At 37.7% G+C, this 21,326-nt stretch carries 18 protein-coding genes; 10 read left to right on the top strand and 8 right to left on the bottom strand.

Features of this window, described 5'->3' with window-relative positions:
* Positions 1–99: 99 nt before the first annotated feature.
* Positions 100–1,899 carry a translational GTPase TypA gene (gene typA, locus FEE95_RS00745; RefSeq protein ID WP_138655918.1) on the top strand — a complete coding sequence of 600 codons (1,800 nt, stop codon included), beginning with the start codon at positions 100–102 and terminating at the stop codon, positions 1,897–1,899.
* Between the two features lie 79 nt (positions 1,900–1,978).
* Here typA and ppgK read toward each other — a convergent pair whose 3' ends face one another.
* The 5 genes from ppgK to FEE95_RS00720 form a co-directional block, all read right to left on the bottom strand.
* Positions 1,979–2,713, bottom strand: a complete 735-nt coding sequence (gene ppgK, locus FEE95_RS00740) for a polyphosphate--glucose phosphotransferase (RefSeq protein ID WP_138655917.1) — start codon at positions 2,711–2,713, stop codon at positions 1,979–1,981.
* Positions 2,714–2,793: 80 nt separating this feature from the next.
* On the bottom strand, positions 2,794–4,272 hold the full coding sequence (locus FEE95_RS00735) for a sulfatase (RefSeq protein ID WP_212748409.1): 1,479 nt from the start codon (positions 4,270–4,272) through the stop codon (positions 2,794–2,796).
* Between the two features lie 78 nt (positions 4,273–4,350).
* A complete protein-coding gene (locus FEE95_RS00730) occupies positions 4,351–5,052 on the bottom strand; it encodes a hypothetical protein (protein ID WP_138655916.1) in 702 nt (233 codons plus the stop codon).
* A 77-nt stretch (positions 5,053–5,129) separates the two neighbouring features.
* Positions 5,130–5,444 (bottom strand): YbjQ family protein, encoded by a 315-nt coding sequence (locus FEE95_RS00725; protein WP_138655915.1) that lies wholly within the window; start codon positions 5,442–5,444, stop codon positions 5,130–5,132.
* Between the two features lie 37 nt (positions 5,445–5,481).
* Positions 5,482–6,195: a cell division ATP-binding protein FtsE gene (locus FEE95_RS00720; protein WP_238474480.1), complete on the bottom strand. Its 714-nt coding sequence runs from the start codon at positions 6,193–6,195 to the stop codon at positions 5,482–5,484.
* 177 nt (positions 6,196–6,372) lie between these two features.
* Between FEE95_RS00720 and FEE95_RS00715 the strand changes: the two genes are divergently transcribed.
* The 8 genes from FEE95_RS00715 (at position 6,373) to FEE95_RS00680 (ending at position 18,234) form a co-directional block, all read left to right on the top strand.
* A complete protein-coding gene (locus tag FEE95_RS00715) occupies positions 6,373–9,396 on the top strand; it encodes a tetratricopeptide repeat protein (RefSeq protein ID WP_138655914.1) in 3,024 nt (1,007 codons plus the stop codon).
* Positions 9,397–9,414: 18 nt separating this feature from the next.
* A complete protein-coding gene (locus FEE95_RS00710) occupies positions 9,415–11,199 on the top strand; it encodes a TonB-dependent receptor (protein ID WP_138655913.1) in 1,785 nt (594 codons plus the stop codon).
* Positions 11,200–11,275: 76 nt separating this feature from the next.
* Positions 11,276–12,319 carry a heparin lyase I family protein gene (locus FEE95_RS00705; RefSeq protein ID WP_138655912.1) on the top strand — a complete coding sequence of 348 codons (1,044 nt, stop codon included), beginning with the start codon at positions 11,276–11,278 and terminating at the stop codon, positions 12,317–12,319.
* A 171-nt stretch (positions 12,320–12,490) separates the two neighbouring features.
* Positions 12,491–13,927, top strand: a complete 1,437-nt coding sequence (locus FEE95_RS00700) for a hypothetical protein (protein WP_138655911.1) — start codon at positions 12,491–12,493, stop codon at positions 13,925–13,927.
* A 174-nt stretch (positions 13,928–14,101) separates the two neighbouring features.
* Entirely contained in the window at positions 14,102–15,226 is a 1,125-nt protein-coding gene (locus FEE95_RS00695; RefSeq protein WP_138655910.1) for an OmpA family protein, read from the top strand.
* A 126-nt stretch (positions 15,227–15,352) separates the two neighbouring features.
* Positions 15,353–16,483, top strand: a complete 1,131-nt coding sequence (locus FEE95_RS00690; protein WP_138655909.1) for an OmpA family protein — start codon at positions 15,353–15,355, stop codon at positions 16,481–16,483.
* A gap of 156 nt (positions 16,484–16,639) precedes the next feature.
* Complete coding sequence (locus FEE95_RS00685) at positions 16,640–16,831, top strand: cold-shock protein (protein ID WP_138655908.1); 192 nt, start codon at positions 16,640–16,642, stop codon at positions 16,829–16,831.
* Positions 16,832–16,995: 164 nt separating this feature from the next.
* The gene (locus FEE95_RS00680; RefSeq protein ID WP_238474479.1) at positions 16,996–18,234 is read left to right on the top strand and encodes an MFS transporter; all 1,239 of its coding nucleotides are present in this window, start codon (positions 16,996–16,998) and stop codon (positions 18,232–18,234) included.
* A gap of 4 nt (positions 18,235–18,238) precedes the next feature.
* On the opposite strand, the gene FEE95_RS00675 is transcribed toward FEE95_RS00680, so the two are convergent.
* From FEE95_RS00675 to FEE95_RS00665, 3 genes are read right to left on the bottom strand one after another with little or no spacing between them, the layout of a single operon-like run.
* Entirely contained in the window at positions 18,239–19,474 is a 1,236-nt protein-coding gene (locus FEE95_RS00675) for a DUF1028 domain-containing protein (RefSeq protein WP_138655906.1), read from the bottom strand.
* Positions 19,475–19,517: 43 nt separating this feature from the next.
* On the bottom strand, positions 19,518–19,727 hold the full coding sequence (locus FEE95_RS00670; RefSeq protein WP_138655905.1) for a helix-turn-helix domain-containing protein: 210 nt from the start codon (positions 19,725–19,727) through the stop codon (positions 19,518–19,520).
* A gap of 9 nt (positions 19,728–19,736) precedes the next feature.
* Positions 19,737–20,381: a DUF2975 domain-containing protein gene (locus tag FEE95_RS00665; protein WP_138655904.1), complete on the bottom strand. Its 645-nt coding sequence runs from the start codon at positions 20,379–20,381 to the stop codon at positions 19,737–19,739.
* A gap of 171 nt (positions 20,382–20,552) precedes the next feature.
* Here FEE95_RS00665 and FEE95_RS00660 point away from each other — a divergent pair, with 171 nt between their 5' ends.
* Positions 20,553–21,314 carry an NYN domain-containing protein gene (locus FEE95_RS00660; protein ID WP_138655903.1) on the top strand — a complete coding sequence of 254 codons (762 nt, stop codon included), beginning with the start codon at positions 20,553–20,555 and terminating at the stop codon, positions 21,312–21,314.
* Positions 21,315–21,326: the final 12 nt, after the last annotated feature.

The following is a 21,326-nucleotide window of genomic DNA, read 5'->3' as shown; positions in this document are numbered from 1 at the left end:
ACTATATAAAAATAACATAAGTTTGGCTTCGCAAGTCGAAAATAGCAGTATCTTTGCAGGCTGAAAATAGTAGGTGCTTACTATTTTAAATAAAAAGTTATGTCGACAACAAAAAATATTGCCATTATAGCGCACGTTGACCACGGTAAAACGACCTTGGTTGATAAAATCATGTATCACTGTCAACTGTTCCGCGACAATGAAAACACCGGTGATTTGATTTTAGATAACAACGACCTTGAACGTGAAAGAGGCATTACAATTACCTCTAAAAACGTTTCTGTGGTCTACAAGGACATTAAAATAAACATAATTGATACTCCAGGTCACGCCGATTTCGGCGGTGAAGTGGAGCGTGTATTGAACATGGCTGATGGAGTTTTGTTGTTGGTAGATGCCTTTGAAGGTCCAATGCCACAAACACGTTTTGTTCTGCAAAAAGCTATTGATTTAGGATTGAAACCTTGTGTAGTTATCAATAAGGTTGATAAAGAAAATTGTACACCAGAAGAAGTTCATGAAAAGGTTTTTGACCTCATGTTCGAGCTAGGTGCAGAGGAATGGCAGTTAGATTTTCCTGTAGTTTATGGTTCAGCCAAGAACAACTGGATGAGTGACGATTGGCAAAATGAAACAGAGAATATCGAACCTTTGTTAGATATGGTTATTGAGCATATTCCAACTTTTGAACCAACAGAAGGGAATACCCAAATGCTAATTACTTCTCTGGATTTCTCATCTTTTACGGGAAGAATTGCAATCGGACGATTGACGAGAGGAAGTTTAAAAGAAGGACAGCAAATATCATTGGTGAAAAGAGATGGTAGTATTGTCAAGTCCAAAATCAAAGAGCTTTTCGTCTTTGAAGGTCTTGGTCGTAAAAAAGTAAAAGAAGTAGCAACAGGAGATATATGTGCTTTGGTTGGTGTGGAAGGTTTTGAAATCGGTGATACGGTAGCCGATTTAGAAAGTCCTGAAGGATTGAAAACAATCGCTATCGATGAGCCAACGATGAGCATGTTGTTTACGATTAATGATAGTCCGTTTTTTGGACAAGATGGTAAGTTTGTTACTTCACGTCATATCAAAGAACGTTTGGAACGTGAGCTGGAAAAGAACTTAGCACTTCGCGTAAATGAAACCGATAGTGCAGATAAATTCTTGGTCTTTGGTCGAGGGGTACTTCACCTTTCAGTTTTGATTGAAACGATGCGAAGAGAAGGTTATGAATTACAAATAGGTCAACCTCAGGTTATTATTAAAGAGATTGATGGCGTAAAATGTGAGCCGGTTGAAGCCTTAACTATTGATTTGCCAGAAGAAGTATCTGGTAGAGCGGTTGAAATGGTTTCTATCCGTAAAGGAGAAATGACTAGTATGGAAGCGAAAGGCGATCGAATGGTTTGTGAGTTTTTGATCCCCTCAAGAGGTATTATCGGTTTGCGTAATCAATTGTTGACTGCTACTGCTGGTGAAGCAATTATGGCCCACCGTTTCCTTGAGTATCAGCCAATGAAAGGAGATATTCCGCAAAGACAAAATGGTTCTTTGGTTTCGATGGAAAAAGGAAAAGCGATTCCGTACTCAATTGATAAACTTCAAGATCGTGGAAAGTTTTTTGTCGACCCAGGAGAAGATATTTATGAAGGACAGGTGATTGGCGAGAATTCTCGTGGTGATGATATGACCATCAATATTACAAAAACAAAAAAGCTTTCTAACGTTCGTTCTTCTGGAGCGGATGATAAGGCGAAGATTGTTCCAGCGATTAAGTTTTCTTTAGAAGAAGCTTTGGAATATATTCAGAAAGATGAGTATGTTGAGGTAACTCCGAAGCACTTGAGACTTCGCAAAATATACTTGACTGAAGTAGATAGAAAGCGAAATAAAATCGCTTAAAGATAAATTGACAACACTAAAAAATCCCCAAACTGAACTTCTGTTTGGGGATTTTTTTACAAGCTTTAGTTGTATAATGCTATTGCAAAGCAGCTGCCGCTGCTCCAATAATTCCGGCTTGATTTTTCAACTTTGCAGGCATCACTGGGGTGTCGATTTTTATACAATGTTTGTATTCATCAAAATCTTTCGACGCACCACCTCCTAAAATTATAAGGTCTGGCGCGATGATTAAGTCCACATATTCCAAAAACGTATTAAATCGCTTTCCCCATTTTTCATAAGTAAGCCCCTCGCGTTCTTTTGCCGAATCGGCGGCCCAAAGCTCTATTTTCTTGTATTTCTTATAGGGAATTTGACCCAACTCAAAATTCGGGATTAGCCGGCCATCAAGAAATGCACCACTGCCCAAACCTGTACCAATAGTTATCATAACTACTAAGCCCTTCTTACCCTTTCCTATTCCATAATTCATTGTTGCGAACCCAGCGGCGTCGGCGTCATTTACCACAGTCACAGGTAAACCCGTGGCCTCTCTAAAAAGTTCTTCAACATTTAGACCCAACCATTTTTTATGCAAGTTTCCAGGTGACTTGCAAACCCCATGTTTAATAACCGTAGGAAAACCAACACCAATAGGACCTTTATGGTCGAAGTGTTTTACAATTTCAGAAACTACACGGGCCATGTCTTTGGGTTTTCGACCTTCAGGGGTGGGTATCCTATGTTTTTTAGTTAACATTTCTCCCGTTACCGAGTCTACCAAAGCACCTTTGATGCCTGAGCCTCCTATGTCAATTCCTAGTACGTCCATTAGTGGGTAATATAGTTCGCGAACAAAAATAGCAAAAAACTTTGGCTAGTGATTGAAGAAATTTCTTTAGACCTCGGTGACTAATTTGAACTGTATAAACCGGTATTTCCCTTTTCAAGTAAGTGCATCAAGTCCGCTACAATTTCTGAATTTTCAGCAGCAATATTATTGGACTCATTTGAATCTAGGTCATGGTCGTACAGTTCTAAAACGGGTTCTTCATCCCTAAAATATTTTGTCAAACGATATTTCTCAGTCCGCATTGAGATACCATTTTTGAAATAACTATAGGCCACCTCATTTCCCTCAGAGGCGCTTTCCAAAACTTGAGCAAAGCTTTCTCCATCGATTTTATGATTAAAGGGAATACCTGAAATCTCCATCAAAGTAGGGTATATATCCACACTTTCGACAATGGTTTGAATCTCTTTGTTTTGATTCTTCAAATGTGGTGATTTGACGATTAATGTGCTTTTTAATGCATTTTCGAAAAGCGTATGTTTACCCCAGACGCGCTGATCGCCCAAATGCCAGCCATGATCTCCCCATACTACCACAATTGTGTTTTCTTCCAGTCCTAAGCGCTTTAACTCTTCAAGCACTTTTCCAACTTGAGTATCTATATAACTGATAGAAGCTAGATATCCATGGCGTAACTTTCGAGCATAATCATCAGTAACTGATTCGGACAAACTTGCTTTTTCCTCTCCTAGCGCATATTGATTGAATTCGCCACTTTCATGCAGACTTTTTGAATCTATATTTTCTGGAATTCTTGGATTTTCAGAAAGTGCAATACTATCTCTTTCATACAAATCCCAGTATTTTTTTGGCGCATTGAAGGGCAAATGAGGTTTGAAAAGGCCCAGCCCCATGAAAAAGGGTTGTTTCTTATTTTTAAGTTCTCTTAGTTTTGAAAGGGCAAGGTTGGTGCTCAATCCATCTGGGTAACCTTCATCATCCACTTCACCAGCTTCATAAGGTTTTACTTGTTTTTTTAGACTCTGTCTATTTTTTCCATTGGCATAAGCGAAGAAAGCATTCCAACCGGTTTCCCATTTTCCAGGGTTAAAAAGAAGTTCATCCCAACTATGTGGGAGTTCTCTTTTTTCTGATACTGATTCTTCATATCCGTAAAGAAATCCATCCGCAGAATGCGTAATTTTTCCAATTCCCACGGTATAATATCCGTTTCTTCGAAAGTGATGAATAAAACTCTCCGGAATTTCTCCTTCTTTTCGATTGGAAATCTCAAATTCAATCGCATCGTTTCTTAGGTGTTCTGGTTTTGATGGTCTAAGTCCTGTCATCAAAGCATATCTGGAAGCACCACAAGTCGGGACTTGTACATAATGATTTGTAAAAAGAGATCCGTCGTTGGCAAGGACATCCAAATTTGGGGATTTCGCTTGGCTTCCGTATACGCCTAATTCATTCCTTAAATCATCAATAGCGATAAATAAGATATTGGGAGGTATTTTTTTGGGTTCCTGGTTCTCGCATCCGAATAAAACTACACACAGAAAGTACAATAATGTAAGTTGTCTTATTTTCTTCAATGTTCAAGAATTTGCTGAAAGATAGCTCTACAATCCTGAAGATAATAAATCCCTCTTAAACTAATTTTACTTTGTTTATTATTGGGAAGTATCTGTTTTGCTAAATAAACTTTTGATATTCTCCATTGCTTCTCCTTTTATGAACCAAGAAATCCCAAAGGGAACTACGGCTAAAGTTTCCAGAAAGAAAACATCATAAGGAGTAATTTGAAAGTCTTCATTAAAAAAATCGATGATTACTAATACGACTAAAAGGCCTATAGCAATCCAAACCAAGTTTCCACACCATTTGTAGAATCTATTTTTAGAGGTCTGCTCACCTCTAGTGAACTTGTACTTAGACATCCAACCCATAGTAAAGATAAAAATGCCTGCAAATATTAAATGGATTGTATTCTTGAGCCCATCAATATGGCCTAATAAGGGGTATTCCCCACTGGCGCATATTTCATCAATAACGGGACTACTACTTTCCAAACAGTAGGTAGGAACAAAGACAACAATCAGCGCCGATATTCCACCAATATTCGTGAGTAAATCATCACTTATTTTTTCCGTCTTTGAGTCAATTTTATAGCCTTTATAAGAAAGTAGAAATAATCCGAAGGAGGCAAGAATGATGACAAAAATCAAGGATGATAGAGGTTGATAGTAATAATGGCTCATTGAGGATAATAGCATACCCTCAGAAAGCGGTAACAAAACAGGAAGGGCTAACCCCAAGGTGCCGATGAGTTTTCGAATGCGATAATCAGATTGTTGAATGGGTTGCGAAGGCATACTCAAAGCTAGTAAATATTGCAGGGATTTATACTTGAAATGTGCAGATTACTAGTTTTGTTATGTGTATGGTAGTTTTAGATTATTACCGCTGCCGTACCTACCACAGAAACCATTGTATACATACTGCCCGATACGGATTCGACATCCACACTTATACCAATGATAGCATTTGCATTTAATCGTTCAGCGTTATCCTTTAGTTTTTGAAAAGCTTCTTCTTTGGCTTCTTCAAGTCCTTTTTCATAAGCTTCGTAATACTTTTTTTGTTTAAACATATCTTTGAAACTCATTTTAGTCATTTCGTAGGTGACATAAGTAGTTCCAGTAACAATACCTAAATATTTTGACACGGATTTTCCTTCGATGGTATTGGTAGTTGTAAGTATCATAAAATGCCTTTGTTTATTGAATTTGTTATGAAAAAACCTAAACCGCTCGTTGTATTACCTCAAAAACCTTATTCCCATCGCACTTTAATGTTTTCGAAGGATATTTTAATATAAGCGCGTAATCATGAGTCGCCATCAATATGGTGCGTCCTGCCTTATTAATATCCTGCAGAACTTTCATCACCTCTACGCTGGTTTGGGGATCGAGGTTTCCGGTAGGTTCATCGGCGATTATTAATTCTGGGTCGTTCAGAAGAGCTCTGGCAATTGCAATTCGCTGTTGCTCACCACCTGAAAGTTCATGGGGGAATTTAAAGCCCTTGGTTTTCATGCCTACTTTCTCCAGAACCTCAAGAATTTGTTGGTCCATTTTGGCTGGATCTTTCCAGCCTGTAGCTTTTAAAACAAAACGCATGTTTTTATTAATAGTACGGTCAGGCAGTAGCTTAAAATCTTGAAAAACAATCCCTAATTTTCTTCGTAGGAACGGAATGTCCTTTTCACGAAGGGTTTTCAAATCAAAGTCAACAATTTTTCCTTCCCCCTGTCTTAGGGGCAAATCCCCATAAAGGGTTTTCATGAAACTACTTTTTCCACTACCAGTCTTTCCGATTAAGTAAACAAATTCCCCTTTGTTGACCTCGAGGCTGACATCATTTAGAATCAGACTTTCCTTTTGAAAAATAGAAACATTTTTCAATTCTAGAACAGTTTCAGGTACTTTTTCGGTTGTTTCCTCGGGTGTCATCATCTGCAGGTATTGTTGATATAAAAGTAATAAGTTCAAATGGATAACGAATTACCGCTGGTCGAAATCTTTTTAATTTTGGTGTTAGATTAGTTTGACCAACCAAAGAACAAACAACCCAACCAAAATACTTTGGCGCAATAATTGCCGTTATCTAGAATAGTAAATAGTTAGAACACTATGTTTAAAAAGTCAATCACTTTAATCCCGCTTTTTCTAGGGATGGTTTTTTTAGGAATTTCCCAAGAGACCAAAATCTATACCCACGAAGACAAAGATTACCAAGATGCGCTTGCTCTCTATAATAATGAGCAATACCAAGCCGCACAGACCATTTTTGCGAAAGTCAAAAACACTTCTGATAATTTAGAGACCAAAGCTAATAGCGCCTACTATGAAGCGAATGCTGCGGTACGTCTGAATCAATTGGGAGCGGATAATTTGATGGAAGATTTCGTTGAGAAGTATCCAACTTCCACCAAAAGGAATTCCGCTTTTGCAGATGTCGCGGAATACTATTTTGAAACCGGAAAATATCCATATGCCTTAAAATGGTATAATAAAGTTGACCAAGGAGCACTATCTCGTGGTGAGATGGATAAGTTCAATTTCAACTATGGTTATTCTCTTTTTGCATCTAAAAAAACAAAAGAGGCGGAGCGGTATTTGAACAAAGTAACTGATTCTCCCGTTTATGCCAGTCAAGCCAAATATTACTTGGGGTATATCTCGTACCAAGAAGACGATTATGAGGAGGCAAACGAGCGTTTTGATGAGATTACCGACCCTGAGATTTTAGAGGAGAAAATGAGTTATTACCAAGCGGATATGAATTTCAAGCTTGGAAAATTTGATGAAGCAATTGCCTTGGCCAAGAAGCAAATGGCAAAAGGTGACCGCAAGGAAAAATCGGAATTGAGCAAGATTATCGGGGAGAGTTACTTCAATTTAAAACAGTATGATAATGCGATTCCGTATTTGGAGGATTACCAAGGAAAACGTGGTAAATGGAACAACACTGATTATTACTTGTTGGGATATAGCTACTATAAACAAGGCGATTTTGCCAATGCCATTCAGCAATTCAATAAAATTATTGGCGGAACAAATAGTGTTTCCCAAAATGCCTATTACCACTTGGCGGAATGCTATTTGAAATTGGATAAGAAACAGGAAGCCTTAAACGCCTTCCGAAATGCCTCTCAAATGGATTTCTCTGCGGAGATACAGAAAGATGCTTATTTGAACTACGCGCGATTGAGTTATGAAATCGGGAATCCTTATGAACCGGTTCCACAGGTAATTTCCTCCTATATAGAACAATATCCGAATGACAAGAATGTCAGCCAGATGAAGGAACTTTTGGTGGATTCTTATATCACTTCCAAGAATTTCAAAGGAGCGATGGAGCTGCTTGAAAACAACCGTGATTTTGCTAGTAAGACCACTTATCAAAAAGTGGCCTTCTATCTAGGTGTCGAGCAATTTATAGAAACCGATTATGCCGGAGCTTCCGAGAGTTTTGGTAAATCCTTAGGAAGTGCCGAAGATGCCCTGTTCAAAGCGAGAGCAAGTTATTGGAAAGGAGAATCAGAATATCTATTGAATCGTTTTGATTCGGCTTTGAGCAATTTTATGGAATTCCAACAAAATCCTTCAGCAAGATCTACGGATGAATACAAAGACCTTGAGTACAGTTTAGCCTATACTCATTTCAAACTACGAAATTACCCCAGTGCAATAACTTATTTTACCAATTTTACCAGTTCAGGAACAAACGACACACAGAAACTAAACGACGGGTATTTACGATTAGGGGACAGTTACTTTGTTACCAGTAAGTATTGGCCGGCAATTGAAACCTACAATAAATCCTTAGCGCTTTCCGGACCTGAAAAAGACTATGCTGCTTTTCAGAAGGCTTTGAGTTACGGCTTTGTGGGAAGGAATGCTTCCAAAATTGAAGGGCTGGAAAGTTTTGTTTCTAGCTATCCTCAATCCACTTTAAAGGATGATGCCCTTTTCGAATTAGCGAATACCTACATAACAGGTGGTCAAGAAAACAAGGGATTGCAAACCTATGATAAACTTATCAGCGGATACATAGGAAGTTCTTTGGTGCCCCAAGCCATCATGCGACAAGGTTTGGTGCACTATAACGGCAGTAGAAACGAAGCAGCTTTGGCAAAATTCAAAACTGTTGTTCGCGATTACCCAAAAACTCAGGAGGCGATTCAAGCCGTTGCAACAGCCAAATTGGTATATGTTGATATGGGCAGAGTTGACGAATATGCCGCTTGGGTTGGGGATTTGGATTTCGTTGAGGTAACGGATACTGAATTGGACAATGCCACTTTTGAATCTGCGGACAAACAAAATTTAGAAGGAAAAACGGATGCGGCAATTCGTGGGTATGAAAGTTATATTCGACAATTCCCGAACGGACTGCATGCGACCAAGGCTAATTTCAATTTGGCACAATTGTATTTTGGGAAAGGGCAGAAAGACAAGGCGCTTCCTTACTATAAATACGTTGCTGACCAAGGTGCCAGTGAATATGCAGAGCAAGCTTTAACTCGTGTATGCGAAGTTTATATTGGGGATAAAAATTATGCAAACGCACTTCCGTATTTAGAACGCTTGGAAAATCAAGCCGATATTCAGCAAAATAGAACCTTTGCCCAGTCCAATTTGATGAAAGGCTATTATGAACAGAAGAATTATGAAAGAACGATCGCCTATGCTGAAAAGGTTCTGCGAACTCCTTCTATAGATAATCGCATTAAAAGTGATGCTCAAATTTTCATTGCACGTTCGGCAATTAAAACAGACGATGAATCCAGAGCAAAAGAAGCCTATGCTGAGGTTTTGAAAATTGCTTCAGGCTCCCTCGCGGCAGAAGCTTTGTACTATGATGCCTATTTCAAAAATCAAGACCAAGATTATGAAGCTTCAAGTGCTTCGGTACAGAAATTGGCCAAAGACTATTCCAGTTATAAAGAATGGGGAGGCAAAGGCTTGATTATCATGGCAAAGAACTTTTATGCCCTGGGCGACGCTTATCAGGCCACTTATATTTTAGAAAGTGTGACGTCAAATTTCAGCCAGTATCCAGAAGTAGTGGCGGAGGCTAGAGGGGAGCTTTCGATTATTAAAGCCAAAGAAGCGAAGAGCAATTCATCGGTAAATCCAAACGATAACTAGAGAACAAAAGAACACAAAATGCAAAAGGAACATTTAACACTACTTTTTATTTTAGTCCTCTGCCAGTTCGGTTGGGCTCAAGAGGAAGAGGAAGATAATATCGGAACAGAAACGGTAACGGTTACCAAGGCTTATACGCCAACAATTTCTGATGCTTTCAAAATCAAATCCATTCCGATTATGAATGATTCCATCGCACTTCAGAAAAAGAAGATTGACTATAGTATATTTTCTGTACCTGTAGCTTCAACCTTTTCTCCTGCTAAGGGAACTGCATCCAAAGTAAAAAAGACACCACCGCCGATTTTATACAATTCTTACGCTTCTGCGGGAGGAGGTAATCCTGCAAACATCATGGCTAAGTTTTATACTAGTCGTACGATAGATCGAGAATCAGGTTATACAGTTGGATTGGAACATAATTCTTCAAGAGCGGATATTGGCGGAGTAGAATTAGATAACTTTTATTCCAATAGTCAATTAGAGGGTTCCTATAAGAATAGAGATAGGGATTATGATTGGGGAATTGACCTAGGTTTTCAGCATCAATTGTATAATTGGTATGGTACTCCAGAAGGTTTGTTTGGCGAAGCTCCGTTTGTTAACAGTGATATTGCAATTGACGCCCGACAAAACTATTTTATGGGTGAAGTAGGTGCCCATATCAATTTGGAGGATTCATATTTTAAGGGAACAGAAATTAAGTACCGTCGCTTTTGGGATGCCGTGAAATCTGGAGAGAACCGTGTGGTTTTCATTCCTGAATTTGAGTTTCCCGTAGCGGAAGAAACGGTTGGAATAAAGTTCAAAGTAGATTATGTAAATGGTAGTTTTGAAAACGCAAGCCTGAATAATACGGAGAATATTCAAGGAATAAATTACAGCCATTTGCAGGTGGGTGTAAATCCGACCTTAACCATGTTGCGAGATGACCTAACGCTAAACTTAGGTGTGAATTTGGTCTACGGATTAGATGGAGAACGTAGCGACAGCAACTTTTATGTATATCCGACGGTGACGGCTTCTTATCGTCTATTGAATGATGTAGCTATAGCCTATGGCGGTATTGAAGGAGAATTGGTACAGAATTCTTATTATGGATTTGTTGAAGAGAATCCCTATGTGTCCCCAACCTTGACCGTTGCTCCAACCGATAAGCAATATGATGCGTATTTCGGTTTACGGGGGCAATTGTTTCCAAACCTTAGTTATAATGTAAAGGCTTCCTATAAGGCTGAGAACAGAAAGCCCTTATTTAAGTTGAATCCAAGAAACGATTTCCGAACGGATGACAAACAATATTACTTAGGAAACTCCTTCGAAGTATTTTCCTTGGATGGTGTGACTATCGGTGATGATGTTAAAACCTTTGGAATTTTCGGAGAACTGAATGTTGATGTCAATCGCAATTTTACTTTAGGTGTAAATGCAGAGTATTTTAACTACAGCACTGAAACAGATTTACCAGCTTGGAATCTACCAGATTTAAAAGGTTCGTTGTTCTTAGATTATCAAATAGGAGAAAAGTGGTATTTAGGTGCTAACCTTTTCTATGTTGGAGAGCGACAAGATTTCTCTACCATTGCAGTAGAAAATACACCACAACAAGATTTTCCTGCAACGATTATCGATTTGGACAGTTATTTTGATGCCAATGCGCATATTGGATATCGCATAACGGACCAGCTCTCAGTCTTTGTTCGAGGGTCGAATTTGGCCAATAACAACTACCAACGTTGGGCCAATTTTAGAGTACAAGGCCTGCAAGTTTTAGGCGGTGCTACCTATAAGTTTGATTTTTAGTCAAAACACTTCCTGAAATTTAATGCCAATATTTGTTGGAGGCAAACGTTTTACTTATAACCAAAAATAAGTAGCGATGCATTTTGCTTTTAAATACAGTCTTGTAGCTGTGTTTTTTTTACTCCTTTTTCTCAGTTGTAGTTCTGACGCTGAACAGGCCATGAATATTGAAATTCCCACTGATGGTTCTTGTAGTACGGAAAATTTACTGGACAATTTTATTGACGAAAATGGCAATGACCTTTATATTTATGAAGATGGTAAGGTATATTTAGGCTCAGATAACGCCTGTGAATTTCAACTTCAATATTTTGACCCTAATTTTGAATCAGACAACTATACCACCGATGCTTCTGGAACATTTATAAAGGATGGATCCGTTTTGATTCCCATCAAAAATAGCTTTGCTGAAGACTTCGAAAAATCGAAGTTTATTGATGTTTTTGCAACGGATTTGAGCGATGCTAATTTGTTTTGGACAGGTTTTACTTTACAGAGCCCACAAACCAAAACCGTACCGGAGTATGTTGCTTTGAGCAAATGTATTTTAGAAGAGACTTGTGACTTTCTTGATAATTCGATAACAATTGTAGAGGACCCAGAGAATTCTACAAACAAAGTAGTTGAATTCAATAGCGTTGCTCCGACAGCCGATATGGTAGTTTCAAAGTGTAGTATGCAGTCTGTGCTCAGTTATTCTAAGAAGAGCGATGATTTGTGGTTTGAGGCCGATTACTATATCAAGAGTGGAATGCCTTATAGTTTGGTAGATTTTGAAAACTCTTACTTTGAGGGCTCTCCTGGTCCCCGTGTCGTAATTCGTAACAACAAACTAGAGTTGGAAAACAAGTTTGGAGCCAAACTTCGGTTTGAATCAAATTCCGCAACTATTGTTCCCGAAGGGGAATGGTTTAAAGTCAAAGTTCATCTTAAATTTAGTGATGCCGAAGATGGGGTTTTGGAGCTTTGGCAAGATGATGTTGAGATTATCTCCGCCACCGGAATCAGTTTACCAACCTCAAATTCCATTCAAAATATTCTTGAGGTAGGTATTTCTGCTACTATCCAGAACACCGTGTTATTGGTGGATAATGTTAAAATTTCGAATACCGAATTTTAACATGATTTAGGGTTTTTGGTAGCCGTAGTTGTTATAAATCACGTATTCATGATTAAAATCATATAAAGTTTGTGATAGTGGACGGTAATTTGTCGACTATTAGCCAAATTAAGATGAGTTTATTATGATAAGATTTATTTTTACGTTGCTATAGAAGAAAATTGTTGTTTTATGACGAAGTCAATTTCTAAGTTTTTAGGAATATTCAGTTTATTTTTCCTACTAATGTCACTTTTGATTATTTCATGTAAATCAGAAGATACGGGTGATAACCCGGTGGTTATGCTTGATTCTGACGGAGATGGAATTCTCGATGAACAAGAAGTAGCCAATGGTACTAACAAAAACAACGCGTGCGACCCAGTACAAGTTTCAGGGTATTCTGGTTTTGATTCTACAAGCGCTACTTGGCTGGCTTCTGACTGTGATAAGGACGGGATTACAAATGGTGATGAACTTTCAGCTTCGACCGACCCCTATGTTGATCAAATAACGGATACTGATGGTGATGGAATTGTAAATAGTGATGAGCTTCTTGCCGGAACCGATATGAATGACCCTTGTGATCCAAAACAGGAACCTGGTTATACGGGGCACAATACCTCGAGCACCTTATGGTCTAATGCCGACTGCGATTCTGATGGTTTCTTAAATGGAGATGAAATAACGAATTCAACTGATCCTTATTTCGATGATACCGTTTATCCCACGGCTGATTTTTTACCCTTTCTTTCTGAGTTGAACCTATTTGAAGGGCCGGTAGCAAATCTAAAATTCAATCGAACGGTAGATGAATATAATCTAGCCACTCCCTTATATACGGACTATTCATATAAATTGAGATCGATATCTATTCCCAAGGATTCAAAAATGACCTATACGGGAGAGGGGCTTTTAAGCTTCCCTGATAATACCATTATTTCAAAAACCTTTTACTATCTAAATGATGAACGGAATCCATCCGCAGGAAGACAAATGATAGAAACACGACTTCTAATCAAAAAGAACGGTATTTGGGAAATGGGAAATTACATCTGGAATGCCGAACAAACTGATGCAGAATTGAGTTTGGATGGGCCAATTGTACCTGTAAATTGGATTGATAAAACAGGGGCAAATAGAAGTGTCAACTATCTAGTTCCTATTATGGTTAATTGTATTCAATGCCATAGCAATAATAACACAATCACGCCTATTGGTCCGAAATCGCGAAATTTGAATTTTGTGAAAAACGGAGTGAATTCCCTGCAGAATTTAATCGATAAGGGATTGTTAGAAGGAGCACCAAGTATTTCTGAAATTGAGTCGCTACCTGTTTGGTCGGATACTTCTTTTGCCTTGTCAGAAAGAGCAAGAGCCTATATGGATGTGAACTGTGCACATTGCCATCAACCTGGCGGGTTACATGATGCCAATATTGGTGTCCGTCCTGATTTTCGATACGAAACAAGTTTTACTAATAGTAACATTGACCCGTTCAAAGCAGATATTCGAAACAGGGTTGATATCGACCCGGCTTTCGGACCTTCAATGCCCTTAGTAGGTATTACCGTAAAGCATGCCGAGGGAGTTCAGCTCATACAAGATTATATAGATTCTCTTGACTAGTAAATCGTAGAATTACATTCCTTTAAAAATTTAAGTATCTCCAATGGGCATCGGGATTTCTAAATGATGACGCCTTTTCTGGTATGCGCAGTTTATCGAAAAAAAGCACTTTTTTAAGAACAAGTGCGTTATAACTCCAAATTAAGTAAAAAAATTCTTACAATTTTACTTGATATGGCAGTTAGCTATTTTTCAAAACATAAGAGATATTTTGTCCTTATCGCATTATTTTATTGCGGTCTTACAGCTTGTTTGGCCCAAAATTTGGTGAAGAACCCGAGTTTTGAGGATTATGTGCAATGCCCCTCTGATTATGCTACCTTCCATAAGGATGTTCTGTTCTGGACTTGCCCAACAAATGGAAGTACAGACTATTTCAATAGCTGTAGCAAACAAATGTCAGTAGGTAGGAATTTCGCAGGTCACCAAAACGTCTTTAACGGAAAAGGGTATGCCGGTTTTTATGCTTTTGGGCCAAAAGACTACCGTGAGTATATTGGCGGAGAGTTGAAACAGGTATTGCAAAAAGATAAGAAATACCTAGTTTCTGTAGTAGTTAGCCTTTCTGATAAGTCGGCTTATGCCGTTAAGGAATTAGGTTTCCTTTTTGGAGATAAACCACTTAATTTACAAACCACCAGAAATATTCCACATCGGATGATGCTTCAAGAAGGTCTTTCAAATTATCTTGGTATGACCAATACCAAATACTTTTCGAACAAGTCAGACTGGATGGAAATTAGAAGTGAATATATTGCGAACGGCAATGAGCGGTATTTTACTTTCGGTAATTTTAAAGAGAACCGAAAAACCCAAATGATAGTAACAGGTAAAAATTTAAAAAAAGCTTCTTATTATTATGTTGATATGATCTCTATTTCTGAGGCAGAACCATCCTTTCTTTTAGATGAGATTTATGTGTTTGAAGGCCTCAATTTTGATGTTGATGGTTTTCAAATTAAAGAAGAATCACAGGGAAAACTTCGAGGATTATTGGATTACCTAAAAGAGAACCCCTCTTTAAATATCGCCATTTATGGTCATACCGATAATTATGGAAATAAAGATTACAATTTAGACTTGTCCGGTAAGAGGGCAAAATCCGTTGGGTTATTCTTAGTTGAGAATGGTCTTTCACCGTTTCGAATTGCTTGGAAGGGATATGGTGATGCAAAACCTTTAATGGCCAATAAAACAGAAATAGGTCGAGAAAAGAACCGACGTGTAGAGTTTATTATCTCAAAAAAGAAACGTGAATATTACGCCTCAGGTCTTTTTGAGGACGAAGATGATAATTAGGACAACAAAAACTTCCTAAACCGTACTACAACCAAAAACCCTTACTGGTTATCGAACCTATTACTGAATAATAGGTGCCTTGCTTTTTAATTTCCTATTTTTAAGGTAGTTATAACATTTGTCCCAATGTATTATAGGCTTAAAACACATTTGGCTTTAACAGCTTGTTTGCTTTTTGCAAATATCACTATTGCTCAAAACATAATTAAAAATCCAAGTTTTGAGGAATATGTCAATTGTCCAAAACGTCTTGGTAATTTTAATGCCGATGTCGTTAGTTGGTCTACACCTACAGAAGGTTCTACAGATTATTTCAATGGATGTAGTACAGCCATGGGAACTCCTAAAAACTTTAATGGTACACAACCCGCCGATTTTGGAAAAGGTTATGCAGGCTTATATTTATATGCTCCGAATGATTATCGTGAGTATTTACAGGCTGAATTGTCTGAAACTTTGGTAAAGGGTGAAACGTATCAGGTTTCGTTTTATGTAAGTCTAGCGGAAAGGTCTGATTTCGCTATCAAGGAGTTCGGGGTCTTGTTCTCAAAGGATCGTATGAGTATATCTGGAAAGAAACCACTTTCAAAGAAAAAGATGTATCAGCAAAAAGGGAACGATTATAATTATATGGAAATCGGGTACAGTAATTTCTATTCTGATACCAAAGACTGGATATTAGTTCACACCCAATTCACGGCAAAAGGAACGGAAAGGTTTCTCACTATGGGCAATTTTAAAAGCAATGCCAGAACCAGAATGTTCAAGACCAAACGCAATGCAAAGCAAGGTGCATATTACTATGTCGACCTTGTGCTAGTTGAGCCGGTAGCAACAATTAAGACTTCAAAAAATAATATTGCCGATTTGAAATCGACGGAAGAGACATATAGCCTTGATAAAACACATGTTTTCGAAAATCTTCTGTTTGACTTTGATAAATTCAAGCTCCATGAAGAATCAAAAAAAGAAATGCTGGCGCTTTACAAACACTTGAATAGCGACAGAACATTATATGTTAGTATTTTAGGACATACAGATAGTGTAGGTTCTGATAGCTACAATCAAAAATTATCTGCTAGACGAGCTCAAGTGGTAGCTCAATATCTTCAAAAATTAGGATTATCTGAAGACCGAATTGTTTCAAAAGGGCATGGCGGAAAAAAACCTATAGCTACGAATGATAGTGAGAATGGTCGTCGACAGAATAGAAGAGTCGAGTTTGTCATTACCAAACGAGATATGATAAACAAATAAAAGGGTCCTAAATTAGTTCTGCATGGTTCCCTTTTAACGATTTTAATTTTCAAGTAACTATTTAATTAAAAGCACATTAAGTTGATAAGATGGTGTTGTTGAATATATTGGCACTATCTTTGCTTAAGATTAAATAATTAATTTAAATTTTAAGTAATGAACAAAGGAACAGTAAAATTCTTCAATGACACCAAAGGTTTTGGTTTTATCACTGAAGAAGGTGTAGACAAAGATCATTTTGTACACGTATCTGGATTAGTAGACGAAATTCGTGAAGGCGATGAAGTTGAATTCGATCTACAAGAAGGTAAAAAAGGATTAAATGCAGTAAACGTTAAAGTAATTTAATATATACTTCTTAGTTTTTTAAGACACAGAGCCCTGACCAATTGGTCGGGGCTTTTTTATGTAATTTAGCGTCACTTCTAATCGTTAAAGCATAAAACATTCAAGAATCAAAACGTTTTACAGGTATTAATCCTTCCAAAAGTCCTTTCTTTTATGGTTATGTAGTGCTCTTGATTGGAACCGTTGGCGTCTATTGCAGTATTCCTGGACAAACCATCGGTGTTTCTGTTTTTACAGATCCCGTAAAAGATGCCTTGGGGCTTTCACGAAATCAATTCAGCAACGCTTATATGATTGGTACAATTGCTAGCTCATTAATTATTGGAAGAGCTGGCGTTTGGTTTGATAGGTATGGAGCGCGTTATGTCGCCTTCTTTGCAGCTTTGGTTTTGGCAGTCGCTCTTTTTTTATGCTCATGGTCTGCTCAAATGAGCGAATTTATAAAGGAGTTGCTCAATCAAGATACCTGGGCAATCCCCTTTGTAATAATGACCTTTTTGTTCTTTTTACTGCGTTTCGCAGGTCAGGGTGTTTTGACCATGGCTTCTCGAAACGTCATCATGATTTGGTTTGATAAGAATAGGGGAAAGGTTAATGCGTTCAGTAGTGTTGCCCTATCATTTGGATTTTCGTCTTCACCCATCTGGGTAGATGCTCTTATCGAAAGCAGCGGTTGGCAAGGGGCATGGCAATATTTAGGATGGGGCTTATTAGTAATGAGTATTTTTATTTTTTTCCTGTATAAGGATAAACCAGAAAAATATGGACTCTTGCCAGACGGAGTTAAAGAGATAGTAGAAACAGAGGAGAAAACCGCAATTAACCGGAAGCAGTTCACATTAAAGGAAGCTACTAAAACCCGCGCCTTTTGGATGTACGGCCTCATCTTGGCTTTCAATAGTTTTTTTATAACGGGACTCACTTTTCACATCGTTTCCATATTTGCCAGTGAAGGCTTTCCAAAAGAAGACGCAATTTCCATCTTTTTACCAGCTTCGGTAGTTGCCGTTTCGATTTCAACCATTGCGAACTTTTTGAGTGATTATCTACAATTGCGATTGTATTTGTATCTGATGATAACGGGTGGAATCGTTGCATCAATTGGATTTTTATTATTGCCTACGGCTGCCGGTATTCCCTTGTTAGTGGCAGGTTTTGGTATAATGAGTGGGTTCTTTGCCGTGTTGAATACAATTGCTTGGCCTCGTTTTTTCGGGCGCAATCATTTAGGAGCAATTACAGGAAAAGTCATGTCATTCTTAATCTTGGCAAGTGCTTTGGCCCCTAGTATCTTTAGTCTTTGCTTTACTGCTTTTGGCTCGTATCAACTATTAGGTTGGTTAGGCTTAGCCTTTTTGGTCTTTCTTGTTTTTGGATCTTTGAAGGCTCGGAATCCGCAATAAAAAGTTATTTTGTTTTTATTCTTTTTAACAAAATTTCCGCCTCAATATTTTCTCCATCCATTTTTAAAGCTTTTTCTAGATGCACAATAGCTTTGTCTTGTTCTTTTTCGAAAAAGTAGCTTCTACCTAATAAGTAATTCAAATATGAGGATTCTACATTCTGACCGATTAAGTTTTTTGCTAAATTGATTAGCTCTAGTTCTCGACCGAGATTACTGAACATTCCCAAAGCGCTTTCCCAGTCTGTAATACTAAATGAACTAGGCTTAATAATTGATTTCATTTCTGGGTGCTTATGTAAAAAATAGAAGGCTGGTAGATTGACTGACCAATTCGGATTTTCCGAAAGCCCCTTTTTTATCCATTGTACAGCAGCGTCTTCATTACCAATGATAACATTGGCACCTGCTATTTTCGAGTACATTCCGGTCCAACCATCTAGCATCGCTTCAGCTTCTGTTAATTTTTGCTTTGCCCTAATTGAATTCCCTTCTCTAATGGCATAAAGTGATTGATTTAAACGAATTCGACCATAATGATAGTCCATTAAGATTTGTAATTCCTTTATTGGTTCTTTGGAATTATCTACACGAAGGTCGATTTGATTATACCAGTCGTTGTTTGTGCCTTTTACAACCACCGCCGCTGATTGTTTTCCCGAAATTTGTCCGCCTGTATTTTGTCCGGCTACTAAACTTTTCAAAAGCCTTTGGGCCAATGTTCCTTTAGAATTCTCGAAGGTTTTACACATTTCTTGAAGTACATCGTCTGCCAGCTGATTCCCTATCACAACATAATTCTCACCCAAAATTTCGGATGCATTTCCCTTCCAATATTTCAAGGATTTTCCTGTAAAAGCAAAAATATTTCCTTTTGCATCCATTCCTGAAATTTGTCTGTAATTAGATTGATCATCGTTGTCTTTAACTTCTGTAATGGCCTGTTTAATCGTTTTTCCTTCCTTAAGTTTCTCAAATCCTGCAATAGCATATCCGGGCTCAGTTTCAGCAATTACTGAAAATGCGCCAACACCAGGTTCAATGTATATTGTAGAATTACCGACGTAGATGTTGTTTGTGGCGACAGCAATTCCCCATTCTTGGGTATTTTCATCATAAGCCAGAATAGAAAAAGTGGAGTTGATATTTTTCTCTGTCAATAGGCTTGGCAGATTTTGAGCGTAAGCGAATACCGTTGTGAAAAGTAAAATAAATGATAAAAAGCTTTTGTGATTTTTCATATGATTGTTTTTGATTGACGAATAGAATTTTAAAAAGTATTACTTAATCTTCTGCCTTATACTCCAAAATATCTCCAGGTTGACATTCTAAAACTCCGCAGATAGCCTGTAAGGTGGTAAACCGCACAGCTTTCGCTTTCCCTTTTTTCAAAATGGAAAGGTTAGACATAGTAATACCCACTTTTTCGGAAAGTTCGGTTAGAGACATCTTTCGTCTGGCAAGCATTACATCAAGATTTACGATAATAGGCATGTATTGCTTTTATATAGTTAAATCGTTTTCTTCTTTCAATTGGGCTCCTATTCGAAAGGCTTCCGCAATAATAAGAAGAAAAAGGTATAGGAAAATATGTTTCCAATTTTGAAATGAATAAGGGGCCAAGTCATAAAATTCAAGACCAGGAAGTTCTATTTTGTCCTTAAGATAATGTGAGGAGGCGATTATGTTTACTTTATCACGAAGAAGTGTAACAATGCATAATATCGCAATATAGCGTAACCGAATAGCATTATTAATAACCAAAAAAGTGCCATTTTCAGCATTCTTTAGCATTTTAATGATTAAATAAGTAATTAAAAGGATACAGGCAAAATACACCAAGATGCTAATTGAATACAAATAGAAGAATTTCAAGGGAAGACCATAAGCTTGGAAGGTACCGGTAGCTGCAGGAATATGAAACATATATTCATAGTCCGTATTTGGCAATGTTAGAATACCTTCATTGCTTGGGCTAAATACTATAGGTAAATGGACTCCCTTTCTTTCTCCAAATAGTACTGCTGGCCCCAAATGGAAAATCAAGAATACCATTAAATGCAACACATTCCATATAAACAACCCAATAAGAGAGTAGCGTAAGAATATCATCAATGACTTTGCTGAAATGATTGTCCGTTTTTTCATAAGAAATTATGATTAATATGCTGTAAAGAAACAAATAATTATTGATAAACAATAAAAAAATAGCGATAAACAATACTTTATTTTGAATTTAGAACATTTTGCTTCATAAAAACAACTACTGGGTCCGTAGTATTTTAAATCCTCGTAACTTGCAGAAAACCAACTATTATAATGGACTTAAATCTAGCAGTACTCATTGATGGCGATAACATTCCTTCAGCCTATGTAAAAGAAATGATGGAAGAAATTGCCAAATACGGTAATCCTACTATTAAACGTATTTACGGCGATTGGACGAATCCCCGTCTGAACAAATGGAAAACAGTCTTGCTTGAGAATGCTATTACCCCGATACAACAGTACGGCTATACGCAAGGAAAAAACGCAACGGATTCCGCAATGATTATCGATGCAATGGATATTCTCTATTCGGGCAAGGTAAATGGGTTTTGTTTGGTGAGTAGTGACAGCGATTTTACAAGGTTGGCCACCCGACTTCGAGAAGCAGGCATGCAAGTCTTTGGTATTGGTGAGAAGAAAACTCCGGATCCTTTTATCGTAGCTTGTGATAAATTCATCTACATCGAAATCCTAAAGAATCAGTCACAAGATGATACCACTGGTGCTGATGAAGAAAAATCAAAACCAAAAACTGAGTTTGATAAAATAACCTCAAAACAACTGCGCTTGATTGCGACTACTATTAGTGATTTAGCTGATGACGATGGCTGGGCCTTTTTAGGCGATGTTGGTAGTTTGTTACAGAAGAAACAGCCCAATTTTGATTCTCGTAATTATGGTTTTCAAAAATTGACACCTCTTTTTCAGTCTATCAAGGCTATTGAGGTAGAACGTCGTCAGGACTCCAGAGGGCATAAAAAGTTGGTCTATGTTAAGATGAAAGAGCAGAAACGTTCAAGAGGTAAAAAATAATCTATTCATTTT

Origin of the sequence: Maribacter algarum (ex Zhang et al. 2020) (assembly GCF_005885635.1) — a bacterium.
Lineage (GTDB): Bacteria > Bacteroidota > Bacteroidia > Flavobacteriales > Flavobacteriaceae > Maribacter_C > Maribacter_C algarum.
Note: the sequence above shows the minus strand (reverse complement) of the source record. Positions and strands in the feature narration are given on the sequence as shown.